The sequence below is a fragment of the Nostoc sp. genome, assembly GCF_036917575.1.
Taxonomy (GTDB): Bacteria; Cyanobacteriota; Cyanobacteriia; order Cyanobacteriales; family Nostocaceae; genus Nostoc.
This window is the reverse complement of sequence record NZ_JBALDC010000038.1, coordinates 1-13,151: the sequence shown is the minus strand read 5'-3', so window position 1 is coordinate 13,151 and position 13,151 is coordinate 1. Positions and strand designations below refer to the sequence as shown.

Sequence of the window (13,151 nt, the reverse complement as noted above, 5' to 3'; positions counted from 1 at the left end):
GCTAAATCTAAAATATTTAGATATATTAAAATATCTTAATAAAAATTTGCAACTTAGGGAGATAGGGAGTGGGCAGTGTCTAAAGGGTTAGAGGTGTAAGGGAGAAGGGTTCAGAGGCATTTTCGCTCTTTTCCTCCTTCTTTCCCAGTCCCCAGTTCCTAGTCCCCAATCCCCAACCCCTAATCTATCGCTTCATAATCAGCCTGAGCAGTACTTTCTTCGTCAAAATCAAAGTTGAATTGTGGTATTAGCGTGCCATTCATTGGTGAGTCTACTTCTGGAGTAAAGTTACCAGATGAAGCCTCCTCAATCTCATCACTTTGGCTGTTAGCTCGATTGTAGACATCAGCACCAATTGCAAACAAGGTTTGTTGGAAGTCATCTAAGCGCTGCTTAAATTCCACTGTGGAAATGCTGGAATCAGTCATTGCAGCTTGGAGTTGTGCAACTTTTTCACTGGCCAAAGTTTTCATCTGGTCGCCGATAAAGTTGCTATTATCCTTGATGGTGGATTCATAACTGAACAACAAATTATCTGCTTGGTTTTTGAGTTCAACCAGTTCTTTACGTCTTCTATCATCTTCGGCAAAAAGTTCTGCCTCTTGACGCATCCGTTCGACTTCGTTGCTACTCAAACCACCTGTATTGGTAATTCTGATACTCTGTTCTCTACCTGTACCTTTATCTTGAGCAGAAACTTTCAGAATGCCGTTGACATCGATTTCAAAAGATACTTCAATTTGCGGTACACCACGGGGAGATGGGGGAATTCCTGCGAGTAGAAACTTGCCGAGACTCTTGTTATCTCGTGACATCGCCCGTTCACCTTGAAGGATATGAATTTCCACCGAGGTTTGTCCATCCACTGCGGTGGAAAAAACTTGTGACCGACTTGTAGGAATTGTGGTGTTGCGTTCAATGATTTTAGTGAACACTTCACCCAAAGTTTCAATTCCCAAAGACAGAGGGGTGACATCTAGTAGTAAAAGATTATCGACTTCACCACCCAACACACCTGCTTGAATAGCTGCTCCTAATGCTACGGCTTCGTCAGGGTTGATAGAGCGATCGGGAGCTTTGCCGTTGAAAAACTTAATCAGCGCGTTTTGGACTGCGGGAATACGGGTAGAACCACCTACCAAAATAATCCGATCTATGGATTGTGGTTTGAGATCCGCATCTTTAAGCGCTTGAATCATTGGTTCAATGGTCGCTTCAATTAATTTTGCAGCGAGTTCTTCAAATTTCGAGCGGCTAAGTTCCATCTCCAGATGCTTTGGCCCGGTGTCATCAGCAGTGATGAAGGGCAAGTTGATGGAGGTATTCACCATACTGGAGAGTTCAATTTTTGCCTTTTCCGCTGCTTCTCGCAGACGTTGCAATGCCATCTTGTCTTGGGAAAGGTCGATTTTCTCTTGTTGCTGGAAGCGTTCCATCATCCAAAGGACGATCGCATTATCAAAATCGTCTCCACCTAAGTGGTTGTTACCACAAGTCGCCTTAACTTCAAAAACGCCATCCCCAAGTTGCAAAATCGATACATCAAACGTACCGCCTCCCAAGTCAAATACTAAAATTAGCTGCTCTTGGTCTTGCTTTTCTAATCCAAAAGCTAAAGCCGCAGCTGTTGGCTCATTGATGATTCGCAAAACTTCTAATCCAGCAATTGTGCCAGCATCTTTAGTTGCTTGTCTTTGGGCATCTGTGAAATATGCTGGTACGGTGATCACTGCTTGAGTGACCTCCTCACCTAAGAAGTTTTCCGCATCCTGCTTGAGCTTTTGCAGAATCATCGCAGATAATTCTTGGGGCGTATAGTTTTTTGAGCGAATTTGGACATCAACGGTTTCGTCTCGACCTTTGACACAGTTGTAGGGGACGCGAGCGCGTTCTACTTCGGTGTCTTCCCAACGCCGCCCGATAAATCGTTTAATACTGTAAATTGTGTTCTCAGCATTGGTTACGGCTTGGCGCTTTGCCAATTGACCAACCAAGCGATCGCCACTTTTCCCAAATCCCACAATACTTGGAGTAGTTCGTCCACCTTCAGAATTGGAGATTACAAGTGGTTGACCACCCTCCAAAACTGCGACGCAACTGTTAGTAGTGCCTAAGTCGATCCCAATAACTTTTCCCATATTTGTCAGTATTTTTACTGAATATTTCTGCTGTAATATATCGCGGACTAACTTTTTTATTAAAAACAAAGGCTAGCGGATAACGTCTGTGAAACCCCTGTTGCTGGTAGCAACAAAGAAGTTGAAACACAACAGAGTTATCCAAAGCCTTGTCCAAGTTTTAGGTACGCGATGCTCGTCCTTGCTATAACCCAGGCACTTGAGGTCAGCGAGGCGAGCGACTACAGCTTAACTGCTAGCTGAACTCGACTGATCTTCTGGTGCAAAAGGTGTATCTTCTTTGGGAGCAGCTACTTTAACCATTGCATGACGTAGCACGCGATCGCCCAAGTAATATCCGCGCACTAACTCTTCTAACACTGTTCCTTCAGGATGTTCATCCGTAGGTTCGCGCATTACTGCTTCGTGCAGGTTCGGATCGAATTCTTGACCTTCGGGACGCATTGGCGATACACCCAAGCGCTTCAGGCTATCTACTAATTGTTTGTAAACGCCTTGGTAACTTTTGTGCATAGTCATTTCGCCATCAGATTGCGGTTTCAGGTGCGATCGCGCCCGCTCAAAATTATCGACTATTGGCAGCAATTCTAAAATGGTGTTCCGCTTAATCTGGGTCTCTAACTCTTCTTTTTCTTTGCTGGTACGTTTCCGGTAATTCTCAAAATCAGCGGCAATCCGCATATATTGAGTACTACGTTCTTCTAGTTGCGTTTTGAGAGAGTCAATTTGTTGAGTCAGTTCTGCCAAAGCTGCTGTTTCCACTCCAGTTCTCTCACTTGCGGCGACGCTATTTTCTGGATTGAGATTAGCCGTATCCCCCGATACATTAGTTTGGGCTGTGACTTGCTCTGTCACCTCGCTACCAGATTCATTGAAATTAATTTGGGCTGGGAAGTCACTCTTCATTGCTTACTTTACCTCTATTGGTTCACCCAATTGCTGGCTTGTATTGTTTATCTGTTTATTTTCATCCATCATTGTCCACTCATTCCAGATACTTTTGATGGCAGTGTATCTCTACAGCTTGCAACCGTCGTCATTTCTGACTTGCTACTGAGGCTGATTTTGTTGCCGACAGGTTTCTGAAAATGATGTACCGTCCTCTTATTGTGACAAATGGTGAACACGTTAGCCCAGACGCCATTAAGGCCGTAACCCGAACGAGTAGCGCTGAATATGATTCGCCACTCATCTTATTCATGAGTCAGTTTTATAATGAATTACTACTTAAAATTTAACCATTTATCAAAAATTGTCATTCCTTCAAAAGTGCTAAGTGTTGAGTGTTGAGTCAAATTTTTTGAATCCTGACTTTTTACCTCATGTGGAAAAACTTGACAATTAGCTGAGATTTCTAATTAACGCCGTGTGCAACTTAATTTTGTTAAACCAGAGGCAGCTTGGGTTCCTTAGAAATTGGGTGACTCAGGACTTTTTTAGTAAATGAGAATTCTATCTCACACTAGGGGAATACTTTAAGCAGAGGTTTCCCCTACTCAATTGCTCATTTATGACTTACTCGTCAGCACAACGGCGCAGTACCGCTCTAACTACCAGAACAGAGTTTTCGCCCTTCGGTAACAAGCTAGTGCAATCTGGCTATGTCGATACCGAACAAATGAGGCAGGCACTAATTGAAAGCCGCAAATCTGGCAGACCCTTAACAGAAGTATTAGAGTCAATCACTGGTCAACAACTATCACCTGAGTTGCTCAGGCAATATAAAAAACAGCAGCTATTTGAACTGAAAATACTATACGGAGTTGAATTCCTCGATCCAGAAGTCAATTCTGTTGGCAACACGATGATGGGGAACCTGATTGAAACCCTCATCCCAGTGGATATTTGCCGTCGCCATCGCTTAGTACCACTGTCGAAACACGAAGACCAAACCCCGCCGTCAGTTTTAGTGGCGATGGTTGCTCCAGATAATTTAGAGGCTTCCGATGACCTGAACCGCATCTTGCGCCCCCAAGGCTTGGCGTTACAGCGCATGGTGATTACCCAGGAAGACTACCAGCAGTTAATCAACCAATATTTGGATGAAATGGCTGTTAAGCAGAAGCACCTAGAACGAGAAAACTCTACAGATATTAGTCAAGATTTAGAAAATCTCGGAAATCTCGATATTTCGGATGCTCCTGAAGAAATGGAGGCTGATTTAGGGGCAGCGATGAAGGGCGCAGAGGATGCTCCAGTCATCAATCTAGTTAATAGAATCCTAGCTAAAGCCTTACATGAGGGCGTTTCTGACATTCATATCGAACCCCAAGAAGAAAACTTACGCATTCGCTTTCGCAAAGATGGCGTACTGCGTGAAGCTTTTCCCGCAATGCCGAAAAAAATCATTCCGGCGGTGACAGCCCGATTTAAAATCATCTCCAATCTAGACATTGCTGAACGCCGTCTACCCCAAGATGGACGCATCCGGCGGCTGTTTGAGGGACGTAAGGTGGACTTCCGGGTGAATACCTTACCCAGTCGTTACGGGGAAAAGGTGGTACTGCGGATTTTAGATAACTCCTCCACCCAGCTGGGATTGAATAAGTTAATTACCGATCCAGAGACTTTAGATATTGTCAAGGATATGGTCAGCCGTCCCTTTGGACTAATTTTGGTGACTGGGCCAACTGGTTCTGGGAAAACAACTTCGCTGTATTCTGCACTCTCAGAAAAAAACGATCCCGGAATTAATATCAGTACTGTGGAAGACCCAATTGAGTACAGTCTTCCAGGGATTACTCAAGTTCAAGTGATTCGGGAAAAAGGGTTAGATTTTGCTACCGCTCTGCGGGCTTTCTTGCGGCAAGATCCAGATGTGCTACTGGTGGGTGAAACGCGGGATAAGGAAACGGCAAAAACAGCAATTGAAGCTGCCTTGACTGGTCACTTAGTATTAACTACCTTACATACCAATGATGCCCCAGGAGCGATCGCTCGTTTGGGAGAAATGGGGATTGAGCCTTTCATGGTTTCTAGTTCCCTAATTGGTGTATTAGCTCAACGTTTGGTGCGGCGTGTATGTTCTGAATGTCGCATTCCCTACACTCCCACAACCGAGGAACTGGCTCGTTATGGTCTATCAGCTTCTTCTGATGTGGGAGTCACCTTCTATAAAGCTAACACCTTGACATTAGATGCGATCGCTGAAGCCAAAGCCAAAAATCAGCTTTGCCCAAAATGTAATGGTGTCGGCTACAAAGGGCGTTGTGGTGTTTATGAAGTCATGCGAGTCACCGAAAACCTGCAAACTCTGATCAACGAAGATGCACCCACGGAACGCATCAAGGAAGTGGCAATAGAAGAGGGGATGAAAACCTTGCTGGCTTACAGTTTGGATTTAGTGCGTGAAGGTTCCACCACTCTAGAAGAAGTAGAACGAGTAACGTTTACTGATACTGGCTTGGAAGCAGAGTTAAAAGCCAAACGCAAGACTGGTCTTACCTGTCGGAGTTGCGATGCCACATTGAAACAAGAATGGCTGGATTGTCCTTACTGTATGACACCTCGGTTTTAAGACTGGTCATTAGTCATTGGTCATTGGTCATTAGTTGATGCTTAGTAACTTTAAACAAAGGACAAATGACTAATGACAAATAAAAAACATTAAAAGGAAGTAAAACTATGGAAATGATGATTGAAGACTTGATGGAGCAGTTGATTGAATTGGGTGGCTCGGATATGCATTTATCCGCAGGTTTACCTCCCTACTTCCGCATCAGTGGCAAACTTACCCCCATAGGTGAGCATGTATTGACAGCCGATCAATGTCAAAGGCTGATTTTTAGTATGCTCAACAATACCCAGCGTAAAACCCTAGAGCAAACCTGGGAGTTGGATTGTTCTTATGGTGTCAAAGGTTTGGCTCGTTTTCGGGTCAATGTCTATAAAGAGCGTGGTGCTTATGCTGCTTGCTTACGAGCATTAAGTTCTAAGATTCCTAACTTTGAAAAATTAGGTCTGCCAGATATTGTACGAGAAATGTGCGATAAGCCCAGAGGACTTATTCTGGTGACAGGCCCTACAGGTTCGGGGAAGACAACTACCCTAGCGGCAATGATTGACTTGATTAACCGCACTAAGGCAGAGCATATTTTAACGGTGGAAGACCCAATTGAATTTGTCTATGAACCTATTAAAAGCTTGGTTCACCAACGGCAACTAGGAGAAGATACTAAAAGCTTTGCTAATGCTTTGAAAGCAGCCCTGCGGGAAGATCCAGATATTATTCTGGTAGGGGAAATGCGCGATTTGGAAACGATTTCTTTGGCAATTTCTGCGGCGGAAACAGGACACTTGGTATTTGGTACGCTACACACTAGTTCCGCCGCTCAAACTGTTGACCGGATTATTGACGTTTTCCCTCATGAAAGACAAACCCAAGTGCGGGTGCAATTGTCTAACTCACTGGTGGGGGTATTTAGTCAAACCTTGGTGTCTAAGAAAAACCCTAAACCCAGTGAATATGGTCGGGTAATGGCTCAAGAAATTTTGATTGTCACTCCTGCTATTTCCAACTTGATTCGAGAAGGTAAAACATCTCAAATTTACTCAGCAATTCAAACTGGCGGCAAATTGGGAATGCAAACTTTAGAAAAGGTTTTAGCCGATTTTTACAAAGCCGGAACGATTTCCTTTGAAGCGGCTATGTCTAAGACTTCTAAGCCAGATGAAATTCAACGTCTCATTGGTAACTCTGCACCACAAGCTGCCGCAGGTGCTAAACCCGGTGTGGCTGCCAAAGCACATTAAAAGAATTGGGGATAGGGGAGATGAAGAATATTTCATCCCCTTGAGTATTTTGAATGCGTGAATTTTGAATTTATTTATGCCAAACTTCGTTGCCCGTGTTCGCGATTCCCAAGGAAAATCCCGAACAGAAAAAATTGTTGCTGAATCCTTGGTACAAGCTCGTACTAATCTTAGAGATCAAGGTTTTGTAATTCAAGAACTCAAGCAATCTCAAGGATTTCAGCCAGATGTTGCCTTCAAAAAATTTCAGAATTCCTTAGTTAAGGTTTCTGTGAAAGACAAAGCCGTTTTTTCGCGTCAATTTGCCGTTTTGATGAATGCGGGAGTTGCGATCGTTAGAAGTCTGGGGGTGCTTTCCGACCAATGTAGTAATACTAAACTGAAACAAGCCCTTGTGGAAATTAGCACCGATGTTCAAAGCGGAATGAATCTTTCAGAGGCAATGCGGAAGCATCCTGACTGTTTTGATGGATTATACGTAAGTATGATTCAAGCTGGCGAAGTTGGTGGTGTTCTAGACGAAGTATTAAATCGTTTAGCTAAGTTGTTAGAAGATGTTGCCCGTTTACAAAACCAAATTAAATCAGCATTATCTTATCCAACGGTCGTGGGTTTTATCGCAGTTGCAATCTTTCTGGGTATGACGATTTTTCTTATTCCAATTTTCGCCACGATTTTTACACAAATTGGAATCTCGTTACCACCTTTGACGCAATTTTTGATGGATGCTAGTAAATTTTTGAGAAGTCCGGGTGCTTTCGTCCTTCTCGCTGCTCTTATAGGACTAAAATTTGCCTTTACACAATATGGTAAAACTCCTGTTGGCCGCATCACAATTGATCGCCTTTCCCTGAAGATGCCGTTATTTGGTGACTTAATTCAAAAATCTTCAGTTGCCCGCTTTAGCCGGACTTTTGGTTCTTTGACTCGTTCAGGTGTACCAATTTTAACTTGCTTAGAAATTGTCCGAGATACATCAGGAAACCAAGTGATTGCCAATGCCATAGACGCAGCCCGCATGGAGATTCAACAAGGAGGTATGATTAGCATTGCTTTACAAAAAGATGCAGTTTTTCCGGCTATGGCAATTCAGATGATTAGTATCGGAGAAGAAACTGGAGAATTAGATGCAATGTTGATGAAAGTTGCCGATTTCTATGAAGATGAAGTTGAGCAAGCAGTAAAAGCAATGACCAGTATTTTGGAACCGGTGATGATTGTAGTTCTAGGGGGAATGGTTGGAACTATTTTGCTAGCAATGTATCTGCCTATGTTTGCGGTATTTGAAAAGCTGGGATAAAGGATTAATAGTTAATAGTTACAAGTTAGGAATTAAAACTTTTATTCGTAACTTTTAACTCCTAACTGATTAATTTTATTCTTAACTCCTGTATAGACGCGATTAATCGCGTCTATACTCCTCACTGTTTAATAAACTATGACTGTGCAAAAATCTCAGTACGAAGCGAGTTTGGCAGAGTATAGCAGTCATCTAGCTGCGATCGCCTTACTAAAGCAATATCGGCCATACTTGGAGATGATTCCCAGTCTGCGCCGTCCAGATGAAAGTGTCATCACTATACCTTTGCCAATTGTCCGGCTTCGCAATACTGCTACAACAACCCTACAAACGATTTGCTTACCCTGTGATGTAGCAATTTTGATGTGCGATCCAGAGTGGAAAATCAAAACTGGAGCCGAAATTTTAGTCTTTATTCATCGCGCTCACGAAGACTTTTCTGATTTGTTAGGACGTTGGCGACAAACCCAAGTTTATCTGGACAATGATTATGAGTGGTTGATGCCTCTGCGTCACAGTCATATTTTGAGTGAGGGAGCTAATACTATATATCCTCTGTTTGTTGTTTTTAGTGAGACTTTAGAACGTATCAAAAGAGGCCTTGTAGGAGCCGAACTCCCATTTATTATGCAAACACCAGATTTATTGGTTGAGGAGAATCTCACAGATATTTTCTCTTCACAAACTCCACCAGCGAATGGCACTTATAGTTAAAAAACATTTTATCGTCAGGATGCAAGTCCTTGCATCCCTATAATGTACTAAACCATAAAACTATATATTTTTACTCCCCGGCTACGCCGTTCCCCTTTTGCTAAACCAGAGGGGTTTTATTATGTGTATCTTCATACCAAATGGGTACAAGTACTCACGTAACAGATTTTCACCTCTACTAAACGACAAATTAGCCCGCTACACATCCGTGAAAGGACTAATTCTATAAAAATTTATTTTTACTTTTTGAAGAGTAATGAGGATTTGGCAAAGATTCAGTAATCTTACTGTTGTCAATAAAGAATTGTCATAGAATTAGAGACATTTAAGAGCAGATATTTTATACTAATGAATCGTTTTTCTCAAAAAACAACGAATTCTCAACAGAGCATTTTACAACAGACTCAGTTGAGTCAGATGTCTGGTTCTAAACGGCTATTTCGCGATCGCTATGAAATACTACAAATTTTGGGTAGAGGTGGTTTTGGTGTGACATTTTTAGCCAAAAATGCCGTATTACCTGGGAATCCTCTGTGTGTCATTAAACAACTTTGTCCAAAAGTAACTACTCCTCAAAGTTGGCAAAAGGCATGTATCCGCTTTGAAAAAGAAGCAAGAACTTTGGGACAACTCGGTAGTCATTCGCAAATTCCCATGCTATTAGACTACTTTCAGGCGAATGGAGAGTTCTTTTTAATTCAAGAATATGTGCCAGGTTTGACTTTGGCGCGAGAAGTACGGCAAACTGGGCCCAAAAGCGAAGCCTCAGTTAAGCAGTTTTTACAGGAATTATTACCTGTATTACAGTATCTTCATAAACATCATGTGATTCATCGGGATATTAAGCCCCAAAATTTATTGCGGTGTGAATATGATGGGCGGATAGTGCTGATTGATTTTGGTGCAGTGAAAGAGAAATTAGTTGATGCTTGTGAAAACTCAATCAATCCAGTGGCAAATACCAACTTTATCGGAACTAGGGGATTTGCACCACCAGAACAGTTTTCTCTACGTCCAGTTTATGCTAGTGATATTTATGCAGTGGGTGTAACTTGTATTTATATGTTGACTGCTAAAAGTCCTTTAGAATTGGATTACGACCCAAAAACTGGTGAAATATTTTGGCAAAAACAGGTAAATATCAGCAATAGTTTCGCCCAAATTTTAGGAAAAATGGTGAAAGTTACCTTAGAGGAGCGGTTTAAGACTACCGATGAAGTGATAAGAGCTTTAAGTAGTGAAAGTTATTCACCTACTTTGGCTAACTGTCTAACTACCCAAAAATTAAATAATAAAAGTATTACACAACACGAAATTACACAACACAAAATTACACAGCAGGAAATTATACAACAGGAAAATTATGATGTATATATACCGCCTGTAGCCAGAACTGCTAGTGCCATTCGGAAATGGAGAGCAAAATTCAAGGAAACAAGATAGCACATACAGCAGAATTCAGAATGGGCTACGCCCCGCTACTTAACAAGAGTAAAACACGCTTTATCTCTGAGTAACAGATGAATTGTTGTTTACTTTACCAACTTGAAATCTGCTGTAAATTGCAGCTTTTTTTAGCTAAAGTATCAAAGGAATAATTAATTATGGACGATTCCAAATACCCAAATCAAATTTAGTAAGCATTTTAACTAGATTTGATAGTCAGTAATCATTAATTAATCAGGATTTATCTTCAATACTTAGTCAGTTATCGCTTGCGAAGATACAAGCAAAATTACTAGGTTTAAAAGTTCAAAAAAATATTTTTATTCAGATTATTATATAATCGATAGAATAATTAATCTCATGGCTCTCGTAGTTTTCCACAGATGAGGAAGACTGACTACTATTTACAAAAGCTAATTATATAAGTAATTCCCCAATCCCCAGAAAAGGGTTTATCTACCACAAGTAAGCGAGAGTCAATTATCTTAAGGGAAAGTTCGGGGCAAACTTAGCCTAAGTTGTCATGCAGTCGCGCCTGTCAGATCATGATCTGCTGCTTAAATCCCGATTGCTCAAATCCCCTGAATCCTAATGGAAAGAAGTTTTGCCAAAGTTGCAACACCCCGCTGGTGTCACTTTTAAGAAATCGCTTCCGTGTCATCCGAGTCCTTTCAGATGAGGGGGGATTTGGCAGAACCTATTTGTCAGAAGATGTAGATAAACTCAATGAACGCTGTGTTATCAAGCAGTTAGCTCCAAAATTCCAAGGAACTTGGTCGCAAAAAAAGGCGATGGAGTTGTTTGCAGAGGAAGCGCAGCGACTACAAGACCTTGGAGAACATCCCCAAATTCCAACTTTGATAGCTTACTTTGAGCAAGACGGCTGCCTATATTTGGTGCAGCAGTTTATCAATGGGGAAAATTTATTAAAGGAGTTGCAACAGCGCAAGGTTTATAACGCTAGAGACATTCAATCTATTTTGCTAGATTTACTACCCATCCTAAAATTTATCCACGATCGCAAAATTATTCACCGAGACATCAAGCCAGAAAATATTATTCGCAATAAAAATGATGGGCGATTAAGTCTGATTGATTTTGGCTCTTCAAAACAATTTACCGCCAAAGTTCAACAGAAATCTGGCACATCTATTGGTTCGCATGGTTATTCTCCCCTAGAACAAATTAGAGATGGGAAAGCTTTCCCGGCCAGCGACTTGTTCGGTGTAGGAGCTACCTGCTTTCATCTGCTAACGGGAAATTCGCCGTTTCAGTTGTGGATGGAATCTGGATACGCCTGGGTAAGTAATTGGCGGGAGTATTTGCAAAGTCCCTTAAATCCTGAGTTGGATTTTGTCATCGACAAGCTTTTGAAAAAAGATATCCATGAACGTTACCAGTCAGCCGAAGAAGTCCTTAGAGACTTGACTCCAAAACAACTCCTGGCCCTGCCACCTGCGGGTAAGTCATCTGGGAAATTACCACCAACGAAAGCACCATCTTTATCAAAAAGTTATCCCTTACTAAGAATTTTAATCTTAATCAGTGCTTTCATTCTGTTGTTTGGATTCAGCGAATCTTGGTATAAAAATTTTCGCCGGATTCAAACCAGTTTGGTCTCTAGATTGATTCAACACAATAGTCCTGGTAAAAATGACGCGATTTGGAGTCAGATTAACTTGAGTAAGGTTTCCTTAGCTAACACCCTCCAAGGACACGAAAACTCAGTTTTATCTGTCGCCATCAGCCCCGATGGCAAAACTGTAGCCAGCAGTGGCAGCGATCGCACAATCAAACTTTGGAATCTCGCAACCGGAAAACTAATCTCTTCACTCAACGGGCATTTTCAGCAGGTGAATGTTGTAGTAATTAGTCCAGATGGCAAACTTCTGGTTAGTGCCAGTGATGACAACACCATTAAAATCTGGAATCTGGCAACGCGAAAACAAATTCGTACTCTTATGGGGCATTCTGACTCAGTTCATGCCCTAGCCATCAGTGCTGATAGCGAGACTCTAGTTACTGGTAGTGATGACAACACCATTAAAATCTGGGATTTGGCAACAGGAGAGCAAATTCGGACACTAGCAGGGCATACATTCTGGGTGCGGTCAGTGGCTATTAGTCCCGATGGTGTGATTCTGGCCAGTGGCAGTTTTGACAAGACGATCAAAATCTGGAATCTAACAAAGGGATACCCAATCCGCACACTAGAAGGAAATTCTCAAACAGTGACAACTGTGGCTATTAGCCCAAATGGTAGAATTTTAGCTAGTGCTGGTCGCGATCGCACCATCAAACTTTGGAATTTAGCTACAGGAAGAGAACTTCGTACATTAGCGGGACATAGCAACACTGTCACATCCGTAGCCTTCAGTGCCGATAGTAAAATTGTTGCTAGTGGTAGCCGCGATCGCACTATCAAACTGTGGAATACAGCTACAGGAGAAGAAATTCTCACATTAGCCGGGCACACCAACACCGTCACATCTGTTACCTTCACTCCTGATGGCAAAACCCTTGTTAGCGGTAGTGAAGATAACACTATTAAGATTTGGCGGTTATCTGAGTGAGTCGGGATTGGGGATAAGAGAGCAGGGGAGAAAAAGAGTAGTAAGTCTTTCCCCTCTGCCTCTTGTGCCCAATCAGCGCCTACCTGCCTTAAGTAAAGGATGCGATGGAATTGTCAATGTCACTCATCACTACTCAGGACTTACGCAACTGGCACAGCGCGATCGCAATTTTATAGTATTTACGTACTATGTTAAAGTCGCGTATCCAGAGGGCATTGCTGAAATTAA

At 42.1% G+C, this 13,151-nt stretch carries 7 protein-coding genes and 2 pseudogenes; 7 read left to right on the top strand and 2 right to left on the bottom strand.

From position 1 onward, the window contains the following. Positions 1-179 precede the first annotated feature (179 nt). Complete coding sequence (gene dnaK / locus V7K79_RS08415; RefSeq protein ID WP_335046522.1) at positions 180-2,138, bottom strand: molecular chaperone DnaK; 1,959 nt, start codon at positions 2,136-2,138, stop codon at positions 180-182. Positions 2,139-2,366: 228 nt separating this feature from the next. Further along, positions 2,367-3,116 (bottom strand): annotated as a pseudogene (gene grpE, locus V7K79_RS08410) (nucleotide exchange factor GrpE). A 532-nt stretch (positions 3,117-3,648) separates the two neighbouring features. Here grpE and V7K79_RS08405 point away from each other — a divergent pair. The 7 genes and pseudogenes from V7K79_RS08405 to V7K79_RS08375 all read left to right on the top strand — a co-directional run. Next, complete coding sequence (locus V7K79_RS08405) at positions 3,649-5,655, top strand: GspE/PulE family protein (RefSeq protein ID WP_335046520.1); 2,007 nt, start codon at positions 3,649-3,651, stop codon at positions 5,653-5,655. Positions 5,656-5,759: 104 nt separating this feature from the next. Next, positions 5,760-6,890, top strand: a pseudogene (locus V7K79_RS08400) (type IV pilus twitching motility protein PilT); the annotation flags it as partial. A gap of 76 nt (positions 6,891-6,966) precedes the next feature. Continuing rightward, a complete protein-coding gene (locus V7K79_RS08395; RefSeq protein ID WP_335046516.1) occupies positions 6,967-8,190 on the top strand; it encodes a type II secretion system F family protein in 1,224 nt (407 codons plus the stop codon). 138 nt (positions 8,191-8,328) lie between these two features. Next, positions 8,329-8,904 carry a hypothetical protein gene (locus tag V7K79_RS08390; protein WP_335046514.1) on the top strand — a complete coding sequence of 192 codons (576 nt, stop codon included), beginning with the start codon at positions 8,329-8,331 and terminating at the stop codon, positions 8,902-8,904. Positions 8,905-9,252: 348 nt separating this feature from the next. Further along, the gene (locus tag V7K79_RS08385; protein WP_335046511.1) at positions 9,253-10,347 is read left to right on the top strand and encodes a serine/threonine-protein kinase; all 1,095 of its coding nucleotides are present in this window, start codon (positions 9,253-9,255) and stop codon (positions 10,345-10,347) included. Positions 10,348-10,895: 548 nt separating this feature from the next. Beyond that, positions 10,896-12,923 carry a serine/threonine-protein kinase gene (locus V7K79_RS08380; RefSeq protein WP_335046508.1) on the top strand — a complete coding sequence of 676 codons (2,028 nt, stop codon included), beginning with the start codon at positions 10,896-10,898 and terminating at the stop codon, positions 12,921-12,923. Beyond that, positions 12,883-13,151: hypothetical protein (locus tag V7K79_RS08375; RefSeq protein ID WP_335046505.1), on the top strand; the 269-nt coding region annotated here is incomplete at its 3' end. The genes V7K79_RS08380 and V7K79_RS08375, both read left to right, overlap by 41 nt.

What these genes read in the sequence shown, in the direction of transcription:
- V7K79_RS08405 (WP_335046520.1), top strand. Translation starts at nt 3,649, where the DNA reads ATGACTTACTCGTCAGCACAACGGCGCAGTACCGCTCTAACTACCAGA.
- dnaK (WP_335046522.1), bottom strand. Translation starts at nt 2,138, where the DNA reads ATGGGAAAAGTTATTGGGATCGACTTAGGCACTACTAACAGTTGCGTC.
- V7K79_RS08395 (WP_335046516.1), top strand. Translation starts at nt 6,967, where the DNA reads ATGCCAAACTTCGTTGCCCGTGTTCGCGATTCCCAAGGAAAATCCCGA.
- V7K79_RS08380 (WP_335046508.1), top strand. Translation starts at nt 10,896, where the DNA reads ATGATCTGCTGCTTAAATCCCGATTGCTCAAATCCCCTGAATCCTAAT.
- V7K79_RS08385 (WP_335046511.1), top strand. Translation starts at nt 9,253, where the DNA reads ATGAATCGTTTTTCTCAAAAAACAACGAATTCTCAACAGAGCATTTTA.
- V7K79_RS08390 (WP_335046514.1), top strand. Translation starts at nt 8,329, where the DNA reads ATGACTGTGCAAAAATCTCAGTACGAAGCGAGTTTGGCAGAGTATAGC.